This window comes from Winogradskyella sp. MIT101101 (assembly GCF_047126865.1).
In the GTDB taxonomy this organism is placed as follows: Bacteria; Bacteroidota; Bacteroidia; order Flavobacteriales; family Flavobacteriaceae; genus Winogradskyella; species Winogradskyella ouciana.
This window is the reverse complement of record NZ_CP138982.1, coordinates 149,965-172,988: the sequence shown is the minus strand read 5'-3', so window position 1 is coordinate 172,988 and position 23,024 is coordinate 149,965. Positions and strand designations below refer to the sequence as shown.

General features: G+C 35.6%; 19 protein-coding genes. 7 read left to right on the top strand and 12 right to left on the bottom strand.

What is annotated here, in order from left to right:
• Positions 1-11 precede the first annotated feature (11 nt).
• Positions 12-2,072, bottom strand: coding sequence for a S9 family peptidase (locus SIB89_RS00785; protein ID WP_412560753.1), 2,061 nt, complete (start codon positions 2,070-2,072; stop codon positions 12-14).
• Positions 2,073-2,150: 78 nt separating this feature from the next.
• On the opposite strand from SIB89_RS00785, the gene SIB89_RS00780 reads away from it, so the two are divergent.
• Together SIB89_RS00780 and SIB89_RS00775 are read left to right on the top strand one after the other, a co-directional pair.
• The gene (locus tag SIB89_RS00780; RefSeq protein WP_412560752.1) at positions 2,151-2,474 is read left to right on the top strand and encodes a YbaB/EbfC family nucleoid-associated protein; all 324 of its coding nucleotides are present in this window, start codon (positions 2,151-2,153) and stop codon (positions 2,472-2,474) included.
• Positions 2,475-2,752: 278 nt separating this feature from the next.
• Positions 2,753-3,955, top strand: coding sequence for a hypothetical protein (locus SIB89_RS00775; RefSeq protein ID WP_273289819.1), 1,203 nt, complete (start codon positions 2,753-2,755; stop codon positions 3,953-3,955).
• A 141-nt stretch (positions 3,956-4,096) separates the two neighbouring features.
• On the opposite strand, the gene SIB89_RS00770 is transcribed toward SIB89_RS00775, so the two are convergent.
• The 4 genes from SIB89_RS00770 to SIB89_RS00755 all read right to left on the bottom strand — a co-directional run bounded on the left by SIB89_RS00770 (position 4,097) and on the right by SIB89_RS00755 (position 9,656).
• The gene (locus SIB89_RS00770) at positions 4,097-5,104 is read right to left on the bottom strand and encodes a glycosyltransferase (protein WP_412560751.1); all 1,008 of its coding nucleotides are present in this window, start codon (positions 5,102-5,104) and stop codon (positions 4,097-4,099) included.
• A 7-nt stretch (positions 5,105-5,111) separates the two neighbouring features.
• Positions 5,112-6,143, bottom strand: coding sequence for a glycosyltransferase (locus tag SIB89_RS00765; protein WP_412560750.1), 1,032 nt, complete (start codon positions 6,141-6,143; stop codon positions 5,112-5,114).
• A gap of 87 nt (positions 6,144-6,230) precedes the next feature.
• Positions 6,231-7,250, bottom strand: a complete 1,020-nt coding sequence (locus SIB89_RS00760) for a threonine aldolase family protein (RefSeq protein WP_155087653.1) — start codon at positions 7,248-7,250, stop codon at positions 6,231-6,233.
• 3 nt (positions 7,251-7,253) lie between these two features.
• On the bottom strand, positions 7,254-9,656 hold the full coding sequence (locus SIB89_RS00755) for a zinc-dependent metalloprotease (protein WP_412560749.1): 2,403 nt from the start codon (positions 9,654-9,656) through the stop codon (positions 7,254-7,256).
• Between the two features lie 103 nt (positions 9,657-9,759).
• Between SIB89_RS00755 and prfB the strand changes: the two genes are divergently transcribed.
• The 4 genes from prfB to SIB89_RS00735 all read left to right on the top strand — a co-directional run bounded on the left by prfB (position 9,760) and on the right by SIB89_RS00735 (position 14,335).
• Positions 9,760-10,861 (top strand): peptide chain release factor 2 gene (prfB, locus tag SIB89_RS00750; RefSeq protein WP_155087655.1). Its coding sequence is split into 2 segments (ribosomal slippage): positions 9,760-9,822 and positions 9,824-10,861, totalling 1,101 coding nucleotides; the frame shifts between segments, so codons are not numbered across the junction.
• Positions 10,862-10,880: 19 nt separating this feature from the next.
• Entirely contained in the window at positions 10,881-11,222 is a 342-nt protein-coding gene (gene arsC, locus SIB89_RS00745; RefSeq protein WP_412560748.1) for an arsenate reductase (glutaredoxin), read from the top strand.
• Position 11,223: 1 nt separating this feature from the next.
• Positions 11,224-11,682: a hypothetical protein gene (locus SIB89_RS00740; RefSeq protein ID WP_155087657.1), complete on the top strand. Its 459-nt coding sequence runs from the start codon at positions 11,224-11,226 to the stop codon at positions 11,680-11,682.
• A 118-nt stretch (positions 11,683-11,800) separates the two neighbouring features.
• Positions 11,801-14,335: a TonB-dependent receptor domain-containing protein gene (locus SIB89_RS00735; protein WP_412560747.1), complete on the top strand. Its 2,535-nt coding sequence runs from the start codon at positions 11,801-11,803 to the stop codon at positions 14,333-14,335.
• A 123-nt stretch (positions 14,336-14,458) separates the two neighbouring features.
• Here the strand turns inward: SIB89_RS00735 and ahr are convergent, their stop codons facing one another.
• The 6 genes from ahr to SIB89_RS00705 form a co-directional block, all read right to left on the bottom strand.
• A complete protein-coding gene (ahr, locus tag SIB89_RS00730) occupies positions 14,459-15,463 on the bottom strand; it encodes an NADPH-dependent aldehyde reductase Ahr (protein ID WP_273289811.1) in 1,005 nt (334 codons plus the stop codon).
• 63 nt (positions 15,464-15,526) lie between these two features.
• Positions 15,527-16,189 (bottom strand): HAD family hydrolase, encoded by a 663-nt coding sequence (locus tag SIB89_RS00725; protein WP_412560746.1) that lies wholly within the window; start codon positions 16,187-16,189, stop codon positions 15,527-15,529.
• A 160-nt stretch (positions 16,190-16,349) separates the two neighbouring features.
• A complete protein-coding gene (gene acs, locus SIB89_RS00720; RefSeq protein WP_412560745.1) occupies positions 16,350-18,257 on the bottom strand; it encodes an acetate--CoA ligase in 1,908 nt (635 codons plus the stop codon).
• Between the two features lie 8 nt (positions 18,258-18,265).
• Positions 18,266-20,020, bottom strand: coding sequence for a sodium:solute symporter family protein (locus SIB89_RS00715; RefSeq protein WP_412561866.1), 1,755 nt, complete (start codon positions 20,018-20,020; stop codon positions 18,266-18,268).
• Positions 20,021-20,039: 19 nt separating this feature from the next.
• Positions 20,040-20,297 carry a DUF4212 domain-containing protein gene (locus tag SIB89_RS00710; RefSeq protein ID WP_155087662.1) on the bottom strand — a complete coding sequence of 86 codons (258 nt, stop codon included), beginning with the start codon at positions 20,295-20,297 and terminating at the stop codon, positions 20,040-20,042.
• Positions 20,287-21,675, bottom strand: a complete 1,389-nt coding sequence (locus SIB89_RS00705) for an alanine/glycine:cation symporter family protein (protein WP_412560744.1) — start codon at positions 21,673-21,675, stop codon at positions 20,287-20,289. Before SIB89_RS00705 ends, SIB89_RS00710 begins: the two co-directional genes overlap by 11 nt.
• Positions 21,676-21,844: 169 nt before the next feature.
• On the opposite strand from SIB89_RS00705, the gene SIB89_RS00700 reads away from it, so the two are divergent.
• Positions 21,845-22,168, top strand: coding sequence for a TfoX/Sxy family protein (locus SIB89_RS00700; protein ID WP_412560743.1), 324 nt, complete (start codon positions 21,845-21,847; stop codon positions 22,166-22,168).
• 10 nt (positions 22,169-22,178) lie between these two features.
• Here SIB89_RS00700 and SIB89_RS00695 read toward each other — a convergent pair whose 3' ends face one another.
• Positions 22,179-22,895 carry a hypothetical protein gene (locus SIB89_RS00695; RefSeq protein WP_412560742.1) on the bottom strand — a complete coding sequence of 239 codons (717 nt, stop codon included), beginning with the start codon at positions 22,893-22,895 and terminating at the stop codon, positions 22,179-22,181.
• Positions 22,896-23,024: the final 129 nt, after the last annotated feature.

Genomic DNA, 23,024 nt, shown 5'->3' with positions numbered 1-23,024 from the left:
TTTTTTTTGAACTAACTTGAAATACCTTCCAAATCTAAGAGAAATGCAAATTCCTCAGCATCTTCCTTAAGGCTTTCAAAACGGCCAGACGCACCGCCATGACCAGCATCCATGTTGGTTTTTAGATATAATTTATTAGAATCTGTTTTTATATCCCTCAGTTTAGCTACCCATTTAGCCGGCTCCCAATATTGTACCTGGGAATCATTAAGACCAGTTGTAACCAGCATATGAGGATATGCTTTTGACTGTAAATTATCGTAAGGCGAATAGGATTTTATATATTTATAATAGAGAATATCGTTTGGATTTCCCCATTCATCATATTCACCAGTTGTTAAAGGAATTGAATCATCTAGCATTGTTGTTACCACATCCACAAAGGGCACAGCTGCAATAATGCCATTATACAATTCTGGTGCTTCATTGATTATTGCTCCCATTAGCAACCCTCCTGCACTTCCGCCCATGGCGTACAAATGTTTTGAAGATGTATAACGTTCTTTAATTAAGTGGATAGAACATGCTATAAAATCTTTAAACGTATTTTTCTTTTTTAACAGTTTTCCGTCTTCGTACCACTGGCGCCCAAGGTACTCACCACCTCTAACATGAGCTATAACGTAAATAAAACCTCTATCCAACAAGCTTAAACGTACAGAAGAAAAATAAGGGTCTACAGTAGAGCCATAGCTACCGTAAGCATACTGTAATAAAGGATTATTTCCATCTTTCTTAATTCCTTTTTTGTAAACCACAGACATCGGTATCTTGGTTCCATCCTCCGCTGTGGCCCAAATGCGCTCAGAAGTATAATTTTCTTTTTTGAATTTTCCGCCCAAAACCTCTTGTTCTTTAAGAACTGTCTTAGTCTTAGTACGCATATTGAATTCTATCACCGAGGATGGCGTTGTTAGGGAATTGTACCCATAGCGCAACAATTCGGTATCAAAGTCCACATTGGTGCCTGTATATGCGGTATACGTCTCATTATCGAACGGTAAGTAATAGTCTTGAGTTCCGTCCCACCGTTTTATTCTTATTTCATTGAGACCATTACTTCTTTCGCTTACCACTAGGTAATCTTTAAAAATATCTATGTTCTCAATAAGGACATCCTTTCTATGTGCTATGACTTCTTCCCAATTATTTATTTTGCGATCTTCTTCTCTGCATTTCATTAACTTAAAGTTTGTCGCTTTGTCCTTGTTGGTTAAAATGTAGAAATGATTTTTATAATGAGAAATACTGTACTCTAGTCCTCTAACTCTTTTTTGAAAGACTTCAAATTTTACGTCGGGTTGGTCTGCATTAAGGATATGATACTCGTTGGTTAATGTACTATAACAAGCGATGATGATATATTTTCGGGATTTGGATTTGTACACTGTAACACCAAAAGTATCGTCCCCTTCTTGAAATATCAATTCATCATCTTTTTCTCCTAATTTATGCTTATAAATCTGATATGCTCTAAGCGTAACCTCATCTTTCTTTGTGTAGAAAAGTGTTTTATTGTCATTTGCCCAGCTTGAAGACCCTGTAGTGTGCAAAACTCTATCATTTGCAACTTCTCCCGATTCAATATTTTTTACATGTATGGTGTAATTTCTTCTCCCTGTGGTGTCAACTCCGTATGAAACCAATTTATTATTAGGGCTGACACTAATGCCTGCCAATTTAAAGTAACTATGGCCTTCTGCCATTTTATTACAATCAAATAATACTTCTTCAGGATTGTTCAACGAATCTTTCTTTCGAGAATAAATTGGATAACCCTTTCCTTTTTCAAATCTAGTGATGTACCAATAGCCGTTATACTTATAAGGCACTGAAGAATCATCCTCTTTGATTCTGGCTTTCATTTCTTCAAACAAATCTTTTTGAAAACCTTTTGTATGAGCCATTTGCGTGTCGCAGTACTCGTTTTCTGCATTAAGGTAGTTGATGACTTCAGGATGATCTCTGTCTTTCATCCAAAAGTAATTATCAACACGTAGATCACCATGCTTTTCTAAGTGATGAGGAATCTTCTTTGCAATTGGAGGTTTTACATTAGAATGTTTTGTCATTTGTTTTTAAGAAAAAATTAGTCTAAAAGTGGCGCAATTTAGTAATTTTGCATCGTATTAATTTAAAAGGCTATAACTATGTTTGGAGATATGATGGGAATGATGAGCAAATTAAAAGAAGCTCAAAAAAAAGTGGAAGAAACCAAAGAACGCTTACACACTGTTTTAATAGATGAAATAAGCAATGATGAAAAGCTTAAAGTTACTATAACTGCCAATAGAACCCTGAAATCCATAACAATTGATGACGAGCTTCTTCAAGACAAAGAAATGTTAGAGGATTACTTAATCCTAACGCTCAATAAAGCGATAGAGAAAGCAACGGAAGTTCATGAAAACGAAATCGCTGCTGTAGCTAAAGAAGGCATGCCCAACATTCCGGGGATGGATATGTTTAAATAAAACTCATACTTTTACTTTCTCTTTTCATAATTAGGTATATGCGCATGTGTATATTTAAGAAATAGTATTTTATAAATTTCTCTTCACATAAATACAATACTTTACTAATCAATTAGTTAAGGCACAAGTAAATTCCCATCCAAATACTTATTTTAACGACGAAATGCAATGTGTTTTTATTAAAACAGGAAGATTGGTATTTAGTCTAAAAATATTACTAAAAAAACGTTAAATTATATATTTGAGTTATTATTAATGCTATTAACCAATTTATAATTATGAAAAAAATCTCAAAATTTTTATTACTTGCGGTGCTAGTAATTTTTGCATCGTGTCAAAAGGAATCAACTGAAGATCAAGCTTTGGAAGAGCGACAAGCTGAGTTACGTTTTGACAAAGATGGAAACGTTGTGTCTGACGGTGAAGAAGACAAAGAATTAATTTTCAATGAAAACAGTGAAATTCTGAATGACAATACCCTAATGAATGTTGGTATGTCTAACTTAAGCACTGGTGGCTCAGTGGCTCAGGTTTACAATGTCATTGATGCAGACAGAGCACCTAACAGTAACGATGGACAACCTATATCTAATATGTGGTGGTCTATTACCGGAACAGACTATGATAGTCCTTCGTCATATTACAGTACTGTAAATGATGATAACATGGTTTTTACTGAGTATACAGACGGTTCCGCTCATTTAGTAGGAACTACGGTTTCTGGTACATGCGTAGTAGATGTTGACGTTTGGTTTATAAACAAAAAAACATGGGCTGAATGGCAAGCCATTGGTGGTGGTCACAAAAAAGAAGGTACTGCTGGTGATGCATCTAATTCTGAAGACATGAACTTCTATGTTATAGATGAAACTAGAAGTACATTAACTGCCAATGGTGGTGATTGTGATTTAACTGGTACTTTTGGCTTAACTCAAAGACCTGACCCTAACGATCCTAGCACTCCAAATTTTGGTGCTCATGTAGGTCCTGGTGGAGCTAACTACGATTCAAACATCGGAGCTCTAGGTTTAAGTACTTGGGGCTGGATAACGGATCTATCTACAGGTGAACTCCTTTACATTATGGATTTCAACTTCAGATTAGAACTTGATGAAGAAGAGTGTAATGACTGTATTGGTGATGTTACTGACCTAACTTTAAACTGGGATTGGCACAATGATTACAGAGTAAGAGTATATCAACGTTACGAAAACACATGGTGTGCTACTAAGATATTTGATAGTGTAGTTGGTGCAAATGAAAACTTTACTATCAACGGTGCTAACGCTGACGGTACTTTTGGTAAGTACGTTTACATTTATGTAGGTAACTGTTATTATACCAAGATTAAAACCAACTGCTGGTTGAATATTGGACCAGGTTACAGACGTGGAGTGATAGAAGTAGTAAGCGGACATAGTTCTCAGGGTGGAGAGTTATGTGAGTATGACCCTCCTCAGTACTGGTGCTGGTGGTGGTAGAAATATCCCTAATAAATATCCCTAACACTAACATTAACATACAGTATTAATAATACTAAGAAAAGGAGAAAATAATTTGTCTCCTTTTTTTTATACTATCTATCTTAAGTTTTTAAAACGGAAAATGGCTGTCGAAAGAAATTATTTAAGCAACGGATTGAACAACCTAAACAAAACATAAAACAAGTTCTTGTTGTTAAATAGTTTTGTCAAAATGGTATAGGTCATCCCTTTGTAATCTTTGCCAACAAAACTATCCATAGGATAAGCACCAGTAGTGGATAGCTCATTCATTACAAGCTTTACTCTGTCTATAGTTATTGTAGATTTCATCATTCTTACCATCATAAAAAACACAAAAGACTGTTGTCTCGTTCTTAAGCGTTTAATACATTTTGGATTTGTATTGTTTTTTTCTAAGTCTTCAATAATGGACTCAAATACTATAGCGGCATTTCTGTTATCATCTATAACTCTCAAATAATGTGTCGGCTCCTTGCTCTTCATGGCAGAATCTTCAACAGTTAAATGCCTATGGGCATCTATCGGAAATTTGGCTATTCTATTTGCCTTTAAAAATAATTGTGGTGTTATAATAGCATCCTCCATCCATCTATCTTCTATAAACCTGATCTTTGTTTCTTCAATAAATGTTCTTTTAATAATATACCACCAGACTTCATTTTGATATCGATTATTAGCTATATAATCTATACCATTATATATCTTAGTGCTTTGTATATTCTTAGCCTGTGGGCTTTCACTAAAAAAATTTGGGTCAGTTGTTTGTTTGGACAAAAAAGTTAATATATCCAGTGAATTATTTATTGCTTCATCAAGGATAGACTTTAAAACATTTTTAGCCAAATAATCGTCTGGGTCTATAAAGTAAATATATTCTCCTTTTGCCAAATACATACCCATATTTCTTGCACTACCCACTCCACCATTGGTTTTGGTGAATACATTAATATTAGAAAATTTTTCTTCAAATTTGAAAGCAACTTCTAAACTATTGTCTGTAGAGCCGTCATTAATTATTAGAATCTCATAATCTTCTGGTTTTAGGTCTTGTCTTAGTAAACTATCTATGCATTTACCAAGGAAATGTCCAGAATTATAAAGTGGGATGATAATACTTAGCTTCATATATACCTTAAAAGTTTAATAGTCTAAACCTGTAAAGCAACCTACATGGAAACAATATTGTGTAAAATAAAAACTTGTTATTGAAAATATAGATTAGAGTTTTATGTTTAAGAGAATTATAGCGTTCTCCTATGAAGTTTTTTATTGGATAGGCATCAATCGCTTTAAGCTTTTTAAGTATTTTATTTGTTTCACTGATTGATATTCCTGATTTAATTAATGTATAGAACATTACATATACATTAACATCGCGCCAATGCTCTACTTTATGAACTACATCATCCAATTTTGGGTCATTTTTTTTGGCAATATCAGAAGCTAATAAATTATAACGATCAAAAATCTCCATATAGTTATCAATCATTTTAGCTAGATGTTTCCTTTCATTGCTATTCATAATCGAGGTTGGCACTATTACATACCTATGAATATCTATGGGCAAATATAGCATGCGTTCAGCCATATGAAGTAACCTAAGGGTGAAAGGTCCATCGCCTAGTGGATTGTTTTCATCAAAGCTCAATGCATGTTTTTTCATAAAATCTCTTTTTATGAAATACCACCACACAGTGTTAGCATGGTATGCATTATTTGCCAAAAAATGATTACCACTTTCCACCTCTACGCTTAGCTTTTGATCATTCTTTGTGGATGCATGCAAATCTTTTCTAGGTGTTGAAATATAATCAAAACCCAAAACATCAACATCCTTTTCAATCGCTATATTAATAATTTTACCCAATGAATTATGAACAATATAGTCATCCGAATCTAGGTTGTATATATACTTCCCATTAGCTAATTGCAATAACTTGTTTCGAGTAGCGTATAGACCAATATTCTCATGAGCGTAAAGTCTTATGTTATCGTACTCGTCTGAATAGCGCTTAGCAATTTCATATGAGCTATCCGTAGAACCATCATTGAGTACAATTATTTCATAATCCTCAGTAGGAATGTCTTGATTAATCACACTGTCTAAACAGTTGCCGATGTGGTCTTCGACATTATACATTGGGATTAAAACGCTAAGTTTCATGGTATAAATTTAGGTAGGACGAAAGTATAAGTATTACACAACACCTCTAAATATTCTCGTTAATGTGTTGAAGATAAACTTTCAAAATCAGAACGCACTTAACAAATTTAGTAACTTCTTGTGCATTTGGTCTGTGTAGTCTAAATGTGTAACCATTCGTAACTTATTACTTCCCATACCAATAATATGAATGTTTTTGTCTTTCAGTATATTTAAAAATTGTGTTTCGTCAATATCATCATTCAATTCAAAAATAACTATGTTGGTTTCAATAGGCTCTACTTTCTTAATCTGATTTAATTGTGAGAGCACCTCTCCTATTTCCTTAGCTTTTTTGTGATCTTCTGTTAATCGTTCAAAATGATTATCCAAGGCATAAAGTCCTGCTGCAGCCAAATACCCTACTTGCCGCATACCTCCACCGAGAATTTTTCTTACTCTAATGGCACCTTTCATAATCTCTTTGTTACCCATTAACACAGAACCAATTGGGCAACCTAATCCTTTGCTCAGGCAAACTGAAATTGTATCAAACAACTCTCCATATTGCTCAGGATTTTCATCTTTGGCAATTAAGGCGTTCCAAAGTCTTGCACCATCTAAATGATAGCCTAAATTATGTGTATCTGCCACTTTTCTCAACTTCTTAAGTTCTTCAAAATCCCAGCAGGCTCCACCTCCTTTATTTGTGGTATTTTCTACAGCAATTAAAGACGTTAATGGACTATGATAAAAATCTGGTGGGTTTATGGAAGCTTCTGCTTGTTCTGCCGTAAACATTCCACGATGTCCATCCACCAGCTTACAAGAAATGCCACTATTAAATGAAGCTCCACCTCCTTCATAGTTATAAATATGTGCATACTTATCACAGATGACCTGTTCACCTGGATTGGTATGCAACTTTAGTGCCGCTTGATTAGCCATACTACCCGTTGGAAAAAACAAAGCTTCATCCATACCGAACATATTGGCTAAGCGCTTTTCCAAAGCATTTACTGTTGGGTCTTCTTTATATACATCATCACCAACTTCTGCCGTTAGCATAGCTTCTAACATGCTTTTAGTTGGTTTTGTAACGGTATCGCTTCTTAAGTCTATTATCATGTTCTAATTTGAATTATAATTACAAATATCACTACCAATTGGCGAACCATCTGGTATTTTTGGTGATGCCTCAATCTTAAATTTTTCTGGATGCTCATAAAATTCTTTAATCAAGAAATTGTATTGCACCTTCATTTCGTCTAGCGATAAATTTCCTTGGGCAATATTGCGTATAGCATTGTTTGCTATGGCTTTTGTCTGAAAATAGCTTTCATCATTCACAGCTAAATTCATTAAATACTTTAAAACATTTACATTTATCTGCTGTTGAATTCCCACTAAATAAGCGTCTTCAAATGTCTTTTCAAAAGTTTGTTTTATTATATCATCAATCACATCATCTAAACTCAATTGATTATTATCCAAACTCTTTTGCAGCACCAATCTATTGGCTCGCTGTGGATGTAACAAATATTTTAAGGTCATATCACTCGCAGTATTTGCTGCACTTAAAGGGTCAAAAGCGACTCCCGTTTTTCCTTTAAAGGATTCTCGAGAACGGTTATAACCAAATGCTCTAGGTGGAAATAGGTTCAATTTGTTTTTAGGAATTGCCAACTCTTCAGGATTTAAAGTATTTAAAATCACTTCTAAAGTTTCCTTTTGAATATCAACATCAATTGGTTCTACCGTGAATTGACCATCATCTTTTACAGTATAATTATAATCTAAACCTCCAATAACCTTAGTTGCCGCTTCCACCTGATAGCGATGGTAAAAATATAAGGGTACAAATACATCTTCTAAAACGGAATATGGCTCATAACTTCTAATATTATCTTCCGAAAAATTTGAAATTGCTTTTTTACGCAATTCTAAAACATTATTTAGCTCATCTGCTGCAGATTTACCGTTATCCCATAAATGTGCTAAAGCATGTGCTCCACCAGAAGCTCTTGCATCAGAATCCGTTATAAATCGTAATCCTGAATCTTGCGCTTCTTTTAATATTTGATTTAGTGCATTTTCTTCATCTGCATTTTTATCAAATTCAGAATAACTATAAGCCACAGTAACCTTATCCCAATCACCTATTCCAGTAGCGTAAGCATTGCTAAAATCAATATCTCCATTATTGAGTGAAATCTGAGGATGTGGGTAATCCATTACCGAAGCCCTATTATTTGTACTAGCCGCAAAGTTGTGTGCAAACCCTATGGTGTGTCCTACTTCATGCGCGCTCAATTGACGTATTCTTGCTAAAGCCATGTCTAGCATAGGTTGGTAATTATCATCACTTTCAGCAAATGGATTGTTCATTAAGGCTTGGGCTATCATATAATCCTGACGAATCCGTAAACTGCCTAAGCTTACATGTCCTTTTATAATCTCACCTGTTCTTGGGTCAACAACACTCGCTCCATAACTCCAGCCTCGAGTACTTCTATGCACCCATTGAATGACATTATAGCGACAATCCATAGGGTCTGCATCCTTCGGTAGCATTTTCACCTGAAATGCATTTTTAAAGCCAATAGCTTCGTAGGCTTCGTTCCACCAACGTGCACCATCCAACAATGCAGAGCGTACAGGTTCTGGTGTACCAGGATCGAGATAATAGATTATCGGCTCTTTTGCTTCGCTGATTTCAGCATTTGGGTTTTTCTTTTCTAAACGATGCCTAATGATATACCGTTTTTTTATATCCTCTTGAATTGGCGCAGCATAATCCATGTACGAAATTGAAATGGCTCCGCTTCGAGGGTCAAATTCGCGTGGCTCGTAATTATCGTCTGGTAATTTTATAAACGAGTGATGTTGTACTACAGTCACTAAAGACGACGTAGGTGCTACGCTTCGTAAGTTTTTACCTGTTGGTTGACCTTTAAAAGTTAGCATAGCCTCAAATTCAACATTTTCAGGAAATGCTTTTGTACGCTCCAACGCTAAGGCACTTTTTGAAGCATCAATTTTATAGACACCTTCTTTCCTCTGCTTTAAACGGTTAGCTACTCCATGTGTATCTTCTATTAAAAATGGTGTGAAATCAACTATGAAATTTCCTTTGTCTTCCGAGAGGATTTTAAACCCGAATAATACTGATTTGGCGAAGGCCTGTTCAATACTTTTGCGCTCTAATTCATTATCCGTATTGGCTCTGAATTTTAAATTTGGTTGAATTAATAACAGTTTGTTACCTGCTTTTTGAAAATACACCACACGTTCATTGCCCAACTGCCCTCTATCCAACCCAATATCATTGCTGCCAACACCAGATGCCAATGAGTTCACATAAAGAAATTCCTCATTGAGCTTTTCAACCTTTAGAAAGATTTTGTCTGTGCTTTCTTCGTAGTAAAAATCGAAAAAGCCTTCATAAGACTTAAGGTCTTTTTTGTTTAAAATCTGTGCATTTAACTGTAAACATGCCAGTAAGAAGATTAAAGGAAGGTATAGTTTTTTCATATTAAAAATATTGAGTCATAAAACTACGGAATTTCTAAAAAACCGATTGAAAATTATGGCACTTTAACGAGGCATATTATATTTGCAGAAATTACGACTACTTATGATTACATCAGATCAAATAAAAGATCTTAATTCCCGTCTAGACGCACTTAGACAGTATCTTTGACTTAGATGCCAAACTTATAGAAATTGCCAACGAAGAAGAGCAAACTTTTGATCCTGATTTTTGGAACGATTCCCAAAAAGCACAGAAGATTATGCGATCTATCCGTGAAAAGAAAAGTTGGGTCGAGGATTTTAACACCGCAAAAGAGCTTTATGAAGACTTAGAGGTCATCTATGAATTTTATAAAGAAGGCGAAGCTGAACTTGAAAATGTAGAGATTCGTTACGGAAAAGCCTTAACTGCCATTGAGAAACTCGAATTTAAAAATATGCTCTCCGAAGAGGGAGACAGTTTAAGTGCTGTACTTCAAATTACTGCAGGTGCTGGTGGTACAGAGTCTTGTGATTGGGCAAGCATGTTAATGCGTATGTATTTAATGTATGCTGAAAAAAGTGGTTACAAAGTAAAAGAACTCAATTTACAGGAAGGCGATGTTGCAGGTATTAAAACCGTAACTTTAGAGATTGAAGGTGATTATGCCTTTGGTTGGCTTAAAGGTGAAAATGGCGTACATCGTTTGGTTCGGATTTCCCCTTTTGACAGTAATGCCAAACGGCATACCAGTTTTGCGTCTGTATATGTATATCCTTTGGTTGATGATTCCATTGAGATTGAAATTAACCCTTCTGATATTGAAATCACTACTGCTCGCTCTAGTGGTGCTGGTGGACAAAACGTCAACAAGGTTGAAACCAAAGTTCAGTTATTGCACAAACCAACTGGCATACAAATTCAATGTTCTGAAACGCGCTCTCAGCATGATAACCGTACCAGAGCTATGCAAATGCTTAAATCGCAGTTGTACGAAATTGAACTACAAAAGCAAATGGCACAACGCGACGATATTGAGGCTAGTAAAATGAAGATTGAATGGGGAAGCCAAATTAGAAACTATGTAATGCATCCGTATAAATTGGTAAAAGATGTACGTTCAGCTCACGAAACAGGAAACGTCGATGCTGTTATGGATGGAGATATTGAACCGTTCTTAAAAGCTTACCTTATGATGATGGGGCAAAAAGATACGGCACAATAATTGCACAAAATAAACAAATATGATTACAATATACCATAACCCAAGATGTAGTAAATCAAGAGAAGGTCTTGCACTTTTAGAAGAGTCTAACAAAGAATTTGAAGTTGTGAGATACCTTGAAAACAAATTTTCTGAAGCGGAATTGAAAGTTTTAATTTCAAAACTAGGTATAAAACCTATTGATTTAGTTCGTAAAAATGAAGCCGTTTGGAAAGCTGAATATAAAGGAAAAACGCTTACAGATAAACAAATCATAGAAGCAATGGTCGCTAATCCCAAATTAATTGAACGGCCAATTGTTATCAATAAAAATAAAGCTGTGGTCGGAAGACCACCAGAGTCTATTTTAAATATCATATAAAATGAAAAAGATTGTATTAATCACCTTTGCACTATTTTTAGGTCTCAATATCTTTGCACAACGTAGAGATCGTATGGGCAATCCAGTAGTTAACCGTGAACCTACAGAGAAAGATATTGAAAACTATAAACGTAAAATAGAAGAACGCAAAGAAGAGTTTATTGCTAATTTCCTAACAACGCTTGAAGCTGATGAATTCCAAAAGGAAATCATCAAACAATATCTTAACTCTTATTTTGATGCCAAACAAGAAGTCTTAAAAGTAAAATACGAGCGAAATTTTGATCGTGAGGAAGCTGTTAAAAAACTAGATAACTCACACTTTAAAGAGCTAGAAGAACTCATTTCCAAGGATGATATGGCCAAAATAAAAGAAATGATAAAAGGAAATTTTGACGAACAAGAGGTCAAAAAAGAAAAAAAGAAAAAACGTAAAAAAAGAAAGAAGGATAAAGGATAATAGACCATTCTAATACCACTATAAACAATCCGTATTTTCCTTTAACAAAAGATTAACCTATCTCGCCACAAGTAAAAGTATTTTTGCGCATCAAAACGTAAAAACACCAATCACTTTTATGAGACAATTTATTTATTCATTTATTTTTACAGTTTTAACCTGCACGTCTTTATATGCACAAAAAGACATAAAAGTTGAAGGGAAAGTCGTTGAAGAGGGCTCAAATATACCTTTAGAATATGCTACTGTAACCTTTAAATCTAAACCAGACAATAAAATTATAGATGGAGGAATTACCGATGCTAACGGATACTTTAGCGTAGAAATACCTTCAGGCACTTACGATATTTCAGTAGAATATATTTCATACAAAGCAAAAAATTACCTTGACAAAACTATTAATGACTCCATTGATCTTGGTACAGTAAGCCTGGCATTGGATGTAGAGTCTCTTAACGAAGTTGAGATTGTTGCAGAACGTACTTCAGTTGAAATAAAGCTCGATAAAAAAGTTTATAATATTGGTAAGGATTTAACCACTGCTGGTGGGACCGTTAGTGATGCACTAAACAATGTACCTTCCGTGTCTGTGGATATTGAAGGTGCCATTAGTTTGCGTGGTAATGAAAACGTACGAATCTTAATCAACGGTAAACCCTCTGCCCTTGCAGGCTTTGGAGACACTAATGTATTGAGCCAATTGCCCGCAGAAGCCATAGAGCGTGTTGAGGTAATTACATCACCATCGGCGAGATATGATGCTGAAGGTACAGCAGGAATTTTGAATATTATTCTTAGGCAAAAAGAAACCTTAGGGTTTAATGGTTCATTTAACTTTACAATTGGCAATCCTGATAATGTTGGGTTGAACGCTAGTATAAATTACAGAACCGAAAAATACAATCTCTTTTCTAACCTAAGCTGGCGTTATTATGACGCTCCAAGAAACAGTTTTAATGATGTCACCTATTTTGATCGCGTAGTCGATGGAGAAACCATAGAGCCAGAATATCGTAGAATACGTGAGGACCAAGAAGTTGAGCGTCTTAACAGAAATTACAATGCCAATGTAGGTATGGAGTATTTCTTAAGTGAAAAGTCATCCATAACAGGTAGTATTTTTTACAGATTAGGAAGTGACGCAGATTTATCATTAAACAATAGTGAGCGTTTTAATAATGGTGTAATTGTAGAAGAAACTCTACGTCGTGAAAAGGAAACTGAAGAAGATAATAGCTATCAAATAGCAATAAATTATGTTAAACAATTTGGTGAGGATAGAGATCATAAGTTAACGGCAGATTTTCAATATGAAAATGATGCTGAAGATGGTTTTACCTTTCTTAATGAAGACTATCTAACCACAGACCAAACCGACCCTGAGCCATTTCAGATTGAACAAGAAATTACCACAGAGGATCAAAAGGAATATCTTATTCAAGCAGATTATGTGTTACCTATTGGCGAAGATTCTCGATTTGAAGCAGGTTTTAGAAGCAACCTAGAAAATGAAGTCACCAATTACAGATTGGAGCAAGAAAACCTAGAAACTGGAGAACTGGTTGTAAACGACACCATCACCAATGTTTTTGACTATGATGAAAATGTCCATGCCTTATATAGTCAATATGGTACTAAGTTTGGAAAGTTTTCATTTTTATTAGGTCTTCGATTAGAGCACACACAGTTAAAAGGTGATATCGATTCTAGATTGTCAGATGAAGAATTGGTAGAAGCTTTTGGTTTTCCAATTCAAACAAATTTCGATAATAACTATTTAGGCCTGTTTCCAACGGTAAATTTAATTTATAATCTAAGTGGCTCTGAATCCGATAGTGAAGAAAGTATTACATTAGGTTACAACAGAAGAATTAACAGACCAAGAGGCTGGTTTATCAATCCATTCCCAACACGTTCTAGTAGAACAAACGTGTTCCAAGGTAATCCTAGTTTAGAGCCTGCATTTTCTAATGCTTTTGATATTGGTTATTTAAAGCGATGGGATAAACTCACGCTAACATCTTCTGTGTACTATCAAGTTGAAACCAATTCGTTTGAGCGTGTGCAGGAAAACACAGGACAGCAAACCACGGATGGTATTGACATCATTAGAACAATTCCTATAAACCTATCTACAAACAAAAGAACTGGTGCAGAACTAGGGTTTTTGTACAATCCTAATAAATGGTTGCGACTGAATTCTAGTTTTAACTTCTTCCAGTTTGAAACTGATGGTGATTTTAATGGTGTGGATTATAGTGCTAAAAACACAAGCTGGTTTGCACGATTCAGTTCTAAAGTTACCTTACCCGCAAAAATTGATTGGCAGACAAACGCCTTTTATAGAGGTGCGAGACAAGATGCGCAATCAGATACAGATGGCATATTTTCTATAGATTTAGCATTTAGTAAGGAATTGTTCAATAACAATTTAACTGTTTCCTTAAACGTAAGAGACTTGTTAAACTCCAGAAAACGTCAATCGACAACAACGACAGACTTTTTTGAACGTTACAGTGAATTTCAATGGAGACAGCGTCAGGTTAATCTATCTTTAATCTACCGTTTCAACCAACAATTGAATAAACGTGATAGAAACGGAAGAGGTAACGGAAACAACAATGGTGATGACGACTTTGATTTCGAAGGCTAAGGTTTAGTTCTTATTTAAATCATATAAAAAGGGGCGTTTTAAAAAACGCCCCTTTTTATCTTTATGGAATTGCCAAATTCAAATAAAATTTCAATCCAACTAAAAAGTTATCTCAATAAAAAATTACGCCTTTAGCACAATTCTAAATCGTGCTTTCCCATCGTGCAGATGTTGTAAAGCCTCATTTACATTTTCCATTTCAAACTCTTCAACCGTTGGATAAATATCATGTCTCACACAGAACTCAAGCATTTTTCGTGTTAAGGCTATACTTCCCAATGGGCTTCCACCAACAGACTTTTCACCACCAATCAAACTAAAAGCTGGGATTTCCATTGGTTCTAATACTGCGCCTACCGTATGCAATTTTCCCTGTGGTGCTAATGTTGTTAAAAAAGCATCCCAATCGAGTTTAACGTTTGTGGTATTTAAAATAAAATCCAATGTACCAGCTATGCTTTCCAAATCATCAGAATTTGTTGAATCCACCACATTATGCGCACCCATTTTCTTTAAGGCTTCAGTTTTGTCTTTATTGGATGTAAAAGCCGTGACTTCACAGCCCCAAGCTTTCAAGAATTTAAGTGCCATATGGCCCAATCCACCTATACCAATTACACCTACTTTATCCGTTGGTTGTACTCCGGACAGAACTATTGGATTGAAAACCGTGATACCACCACAGAATAAAGGGCCTGCTTTAGACATATCTGTACCATCTGGTAATTTAGTGGTCCAAGACCAATGACCTCTTACTTTGTCTGCAAATCCACCATGTCTTCCAACAATTGTAGCTTCAGAATCGCTACACAAATGTTGTTTGCCGTCCATGCATTGATTACAGTGCATACATGAGGCCGAAAACCAGCCCATACCAACTTTATCTCCTTTTTCAAGGCCTTTTACTTCACTACCAACGGCTATAATTTCGCCGACAATTTCATGGCCCGGAACCAGAGGATATTGAGATTGTCCCCAATCATTATTTATCATACTTACATCACTATGGCACAAACCACAATAATGTACTTTTATATCCACTTGCTCTTTACCAATTTCTGGTAATTCATAACTATATTTTTCTAATTTTTCACCTGCTGAATTAGCAGCATATGCATTTACGTTCATCTATTAAATTTTTCGATTTCCTTAAATGTAGTCAATACCGAAGAAAACTATGTTAGATTGAAGTTAATGTTTAAAGAAGTTTGAACTATTTGAATACGCAATCTCCTCAAAGTCCGAAATCACCAAATCTGCTTTTGAATAATCCTGACCCGTAGAGTGCTCACTTTTAAAACCGACACAAAAAATATCAGCAGCATTTGCGGCTTTAATCCCGTTGGTGGAATCTTCAATAACCATGCATTCAGAGTTTTTAAAACCTGTATGCCTAGCTGCTTTTAAGAAAATTTCTGGATGTGGTTTAGATTTTTCTAAGTCTGCTCCACTGAATTTTGCGTTGAAATATTGGTTTAAGTTAAATCGCTCAAAAATTTGGTTGATGCCATGCATGGATGCTGATGACGCTACAACCAAGGTTACATCATTATTTCGGTAATCTTTAATACGCTCTAAAACACCATCTATTAGTGCTAAATCATCATCGTTTTTAAAGAGATATTTATAGTTGTTTCGTTTAAGTTGCACCAATTCTTCTGGTTGTTGCTTTAAATTGAAGTGTTCTACCAGGCGTTTACAAATATTCATTGTGGATTGCCCTGTGAAAGATTCGTACAATTCTGGGCTTACGTCAATTTTGACGTTATCAAACATTTGAAGATAGGCTTTTCGGTGTAGTGGTTCCGTGTCGATAATGACACCGTCCATATCAAATAGTACGGCTTTGAGCATTGATTAATTTGAATTTTTGACGAAGATAAAAAAGTATCCGTCAATGGAAGGACAAAGGATGTAGCAATCTGTTTAAATGATGAGACTGCTTTGTACCTCGCAGTGACGTTAGTTAATCAAGAGATTTTGGAATTTAGATTTTGAGATTTGATTTTTAGTTTCATAATCTATTCTCAATTATACTCTCAACTACTTCAGGATTTAAAAGCGTACTCGTATCGCCTAATTGATCGGTTTCATTAGAAGCAATTTTTCTAAGGATTCTTCGCATAATTTTCCCTGAACGTGTTTTTGGTAATCCATTGGTGAATTGAATTTTTTCTAACTTAGCGATGGGTCCAATTCTATCTGTAATAAGTTGATTGATTTCCTTTCTCAGATTATCATGATTTCTGCTCTCTCCTGAATCTTTCAAAGTAACATAACCATACAATGCATTTCCTTTTACATCATGAGCAAACCCAACGATAGCAGATTCTGCCACAGCTTGATGCTCGTTAATTGCATCTTCTATTGGTGCTGTTCCTAAATTATGACCAGAAACAATGATAACATCATCTACGCGACCTGTAATTCTATAATAACCAACTTCATCTCTCAGAGCTCCATCTCCCGAAAAATACATATTCTCAAATGCTGAGAAGTATGTGTCTTTGTAGCGTTGATGATTTCCCCAAATAGTTCTGGCAATACCTGGCCAAGGAAATTTAATGCACAAACGACCTTCTACTTGGTTACCCTTTATTTCTTCACCGTTTTCATCCATTAAGGCAGGTTGAATACCTATAAATGGCAAGGTCGCATAAGTTGGTTTTGTGGGAGTTACGTAAGGTATTGGAGTAATCATTATACCTCCTGTTTCAGTTTGCCACCAAGTGTCCACTATTGGGCTTTTCTTTTTACCTATATTTTCGTTGTACCAATGCCAAGCTTCCTCATTAATGGGTTCTCCGACCGTCCCTAACACTTTTAAAGAGGATAGATCATACTTTTCAACGAGTTCTGTGCCTTGCTTTGCTAAAGCCCTAATGGCAGTGGGTGCTGTGTAAAACTGATTGACTTTGTGCTTCTCTACAATCTGCCAAAAGCGTCCAAAGTCAGGATAGCTTGGTACGCCTTCAAACATAACGGTTGTGGCACCATTTGCCAAAGGACCATAAACAATATAGCTATGACCAGTTATCCAACCAATATCAGCCGTACACCAATACACATCGTCATCTCTATATTGAAATACATTTTTAAATGTATAGGCAGAGTAAACCATGTAGCCAGCACTGGTATGCATCATACCTTTTGGTTTTCCTGTTGAGCCTGAAGTGTATAGAATAAATAATGGATCTTCAGCATCCATAATTTCGGCATCGCAAACTTGATGAGCTTTATCCAATAAAGGTTGTAACCAATAGTCACGACCTTCTTTCATGTCTATATTGGAGTTGATTCTTTTCGCAACTAAAACAGATTCAATATTTGGACAATCCACTAAAGCGTCATCAACAATCCCTTTTAAATCAATGGTTTTTGCTCCACGATATGAACCATCTGAGGTGATAACCATTTTGGCATCACAATCATTAATTCTAGTAGATAATGCAGTTGAAGAAAACCCAGCAAAAATCACAGAATGAATTGCACCAATTCGCGCACATGCCAAAACCGAAATCGCCAATTCTGGAATCATTGGTAAATAAATGCAAACCCTATCCCCCTTTTCTATTCCTTTTTCCTTTAAAACATTGGCAAACTTGCAGACACGCTCATGCAATTGTGTATAGGTAATATGTTCAGCCTGTTCATTAGGATCATTGGGCTCGAATAAAATCGCTGTTTTCTTTCCTCTGGCTCTAAGGTGTCTATCCAAACAATTTTCCGTGATGTTAAGCTGAGCACCTTCAAACCATTTTACTTCAGGTTTTGTAAAATCCCAACTTAAGACATTAGACCATTTTTTTCTCCAAACAAAATGCTCCTCGGCTATCTCTTCCCAAAATTGTTCTGGCTGATTAACGGATTTCTTATAGACCTGGAAATACTCTTCAAACTGTTTAATGTGATAGTTACTCATAGTAATTCTTAATGCTGTATGTCTTCTTTTGCTCCACTAGGTATTCTTATATCTTCAACAATATCTTGAACCTCTTGTGATGGTGCTTTTGTAAATTTCATTATTGTGATTGATACTATAAAATTAAGCATCATAGCGATAGTACCAAAACCTTCAGGAGAAATACCAAACCACCATTCGCTTTTATCTGGCAATTCCGCATCAAACCAACCTAATTTATACTTCATCATATACAACAGCATACTCACAATACCGACTAGCATACCTGCGATAGCTCCCTCTTTATTCATACGTTTGTAGAAAATCCCCAGAATAATGGCAGGGAAAAATGAAGCCGCAGCTAATCCAAAAGCTAAAGCCACAACTGCCGCAACGAAACCAGGTGGATTAATTCCAAAATAGCCAGCAACGCAAACGGCGCCAACGGCAGATAGGCGCGCTGCAACAAGTTCTCCTTTTTCAGAAATTGAAGGCTTAATAATTTTTTTAATTAAATCATGAGATACAGAAGATGAAATCACTAGTAGTAGTCCTGCTGCGGTAGATAAAGCTGCAGCCAAGCCACCAGCAGCAACTAATGCAATCACCCAATTCGGAAGGTTTGCAATTTCAGGATTTGCTAATACCATGATGTCTCTATCTACATATAATTCATTATTGTTTTTAAGGTTAGGTTGATTAAAATCCCATTTACCATCATCCCCCTTTAGAAATGCATCACCAGCTAAATATTGAATATTACCATCTGAATTTTTATCGGTAAATACAACTAATTCTGTTCCTTCCCATTTCTTAAACCATTCTGGTACTTCTGCATAAGGCTGATCAGAAACCGTTTCAATCATATTGGTTCTTGCAAAAGCCGCTACAGCTGGTGCAGTTGTATAGAGAATAACAATGAGCAATAAGGCTATACCAGCAGATTTTCGAGCATCTTTTACTCTTTTTACCGTAAAGAATCTTACAATTACATGTGGCAAACCTGCTGTACCCACCATTAAAGCTAAGGTAATTGCAAATATGTCTATTGTTGATTTTGATCCTTCGGTATATTCGGCAAAGCCTAGCTGAGTGCTCAAACCATCTAGTTTATCCAATAAATACATTCCTGAACCATCGTTGAGTTCTCCTCCAAATCCTAATTGTGGAATCGGGTTGCCTGTCATTTGAATGGATATAAAAATTGCAGGAACCATAAAGGCAAAGATGAGCACACAATATTGTGCTACTTGCGTATAGGTTATACCTTTCATGCCGCCGAGAACTGCATAGAACAAAACAATGAGCATTCCTATGATGACTCCTGTGTTAATATCAACTTCCAAAAATCTTGAAAACACTATACCCACTCCACGCATTTGCCCAGCTACGTAAGTAAACGACACTAACAAGGCACAGAATACGGCGACAATCCGAGCGGTTTTAGAATAATAGCGATCACCTATAAAATCTGGAACTGTAAACTTTCCGAATTTTCTAAGGTATGGTGCCAAAAGTAATGCTAAGAGTACATAACCACCTGTCCAGCCCATGAGGTATACAGCTCCGTCATAACCAGCGAAAGAAATAATACCTGCCATAGAGATAAACGATGCCGCACTCATCCAATCCGCAGCAGTAGCCATTCCGTTTGCCAAAGGTGAAACACCTCCACCAGCAACATAAAAATCTTTTGTGGATCCCGCTCTAGACCAAATAGCAATACCAATGTAGAGTGTAAATGTTATGCCGACTAAAATGTAGGTCCAGGTTTGTACATCCATATCGGCGATGAGGAGTAGCTTATTCATCGTAGCCGTATTTTTTATCGAGCTTATTCATTAATCGAACATAAACAAATATGAGAATCACAAAGACATACATAGATCCTTGTTGGGCAAACCAAAAGCCGAGTTTAAAACCACCTATCTTAATTTGATTTAACTCATCTTTTAATAAAATGCCTGCACCATAAGATACCGCAAACCAGATTGCCAGTAAAATGATAACATATTTGATATTATCTCTCCAGTAGCCTTTAGCGTTCTCCCTATTCTTCATGTTTTGATAATTTTTGGCGTTTAGTGTAGGCTTTCAATTCTTTTATCACTTTTGGAGCTAATATTATCGTTGCTATCATAGTTGGTACAGCCATTAATGCAAAAACACCATCTATGAGATTAATCATCATACTTAAACTTGTAGTTGCTCCAAGTATAATACTCAAAATATAGAAATAATTGTAGTAGTGCTTTTTATCTGCACCTAAAAGAAACGACATGCATTTTGTACCATAATACGAATAGGAGAACAATGAACTCATACTAAAAACGGTAATACATACCAATAAAGCATACTTACCATAAGTAGGCATCACATTGCCAAATGCCGCTGCAGTAAGACTCACTCCATTATCTGAGGTTGTTTCCCAAACACCTGTTGTTAAAATCGCTAAGGCAGTTAGTGTACAAACCACCAAAGTATCAATAGCTGGTCCAAGCATAGCAACTAAACCTTCGCGAATAGGCTCGTTTGTTTTTGCAGCACCATGAGCCATTGGAGCTGTACCAATACCAGCCTCATTAGAAAATGCTCCGCGTTTTATTCCATGCAAGATTAAGGCTCCCAAAACTCCACCTAAAAAAGTATCATTTTTTGGATAGTAGTTGGCTGCAAAGGCATCGGTAAAAATTAGTTTTAAATAATATAGTAATACATCACTATGCAATACCAAAATAATTATAACTAGTACAAAATATAAAAGTACCATCATCGGTACCAAACGCGATGCTACTATACCGATACGTTTTATGCCTCCTAAAATTACCAGAGCCGTAATACTCACTAAAGCAAAAGCTATATAGAGATTAGATGAAAAACCTACTTCTACTCCATTAGGGATTAACAAGATATCATTAATGGCTTGCGTTAATTGGTTGACATTAAATACGGGTAACGCACCTATTAAACCGCATAAACTAAAAAATACAGCTAAGGGTTTCCATGATTTTCCTAAGCCTTCAACAATAAAATACATTGGCCCTCCTTGCACCTCACCTGCGCTATCTTTTCCTCTAAATAAGATCGCTAAGGTTGATGTAAAGAACTTAGTACTCATACCTATTATGGCACTTACCCACATCCAAAAAACTGCACCTGGCCCACCTATAGAAATAGCCACTGCAACTCCTGCTATATTTCCCATACCTACTGTTGCTGATAGAGCTGTTGTCAATGCCTGAAAGTGTGAGATTTGCCCAGGATCATTTGGATCATCATATTTTCCTCTAAGCACACTAATAGCATGACCAATGTACCTAAAAGGCAAAAACTGAGAACGAATCAATAGGTAAAGACCACCACCAATTAATAAAATGAGTAACGGTAAACCCCAAGCTAAGGATGAAAAATCTTTGAGTAATTGGTTGAGAAACTCCATAGATTATAAATGTACTAAACCCAATAAAATTATAGTAGATTGTTTATAATTATTTTGAGTTGCCTAGCCTAACTCATTGATTTTAAATGCGGAAAAACTTAACTTCGTTTACGAGTGCCGAACTTGTTTCAATATTGAACGATAGGCACAAGACCTAAAAACAAATCCAGTGGGAAATATAGGAGATAAATTATCAAATGAATCTACATTACAGTTAGAGTATTTAGTCTCACAACTTAGTGATATGTCTGATATAACAATAAAGAAAATGTTTGGTGGCAACGGTATTTTCTGTAGTGGAAAAATGTTTGGGACAGTGGATTCTAAAGGTCTATGCTGTTTAAAAGCTAATGAAACATTATTAGAAGAATTTGTCACAAATCAATCAACAAAATATTCTCAGATGCCTTATACCTTCATTCCGATAGAGGTTTTAAATGATGCTAAAACACTAAAAATTTGGGCTGAGAAATCAATATCCCAAACTATATAATTTACGAAGTTTAGCCTGCCATCTTTGGGTTTCTGCTATTTATGAGCCTCTTAGTTAAGCGCTTGTATTTTTCATCAATCAGATCATTTTTGTAAATGAATTTCTTTTTCAAATTTGCGCGCTTCCAGCTGTCTTTTGTCGTTGCATTTTCTTCAATCAGTGATTCAACCAAGGGAAGGCTTTCTTTTAGATCCTTTAAACGAATGTAAGTGATATTCTCTAACAGTGCTGTTTTTTCCGTAAAATCGAAGTAAAACTTAACTAGCTTATCAATAATTTCTTGATTTTTTTTGCTGTGAACTCCAATTTCAAAATCCCGCAGGTTTACGCCCACTTTTTGTTTCCAAAAATGCTCAAGGGGAATATCGAAATGAAACTTTAGCATATTAGGTTTATTCCAATAATTAATTACTGAAGTCACCCAAGAGGAAGGAGATCGTAAGACACAGATATAGTCTAGGTCTTTGGCAATTTTATGATTTACCAGTTCTTCGACATAAGCGCTCCATGATCCTGAACATTCTAATTTTAGGTTTAAGTAATTTAATCGCTTGGTGAAATACGTATCGAAATCCTCATCTAACGATTTATAAGTTGTATAGTGGATGGGTTCATGTTTCGCAATGTTTGAGCTAAAGCAACTCGACAGATAAGTGGTACCTGTTTTATAAGGTGAAATGCAATACACCGTTTTTTGGTTGGCCTTTGCATGATTATGTAGCTTCATCTTAGATAAAATAAACTTGCTTTGCATTTCTCTTATAAATTTGCCGAGAGGGGTTTTGAGCAAATAGAATTTAATTTTGTCAGAAGTTGTCATATCTTCACGTTCTTTAAATCAACGCCAAATAACAAT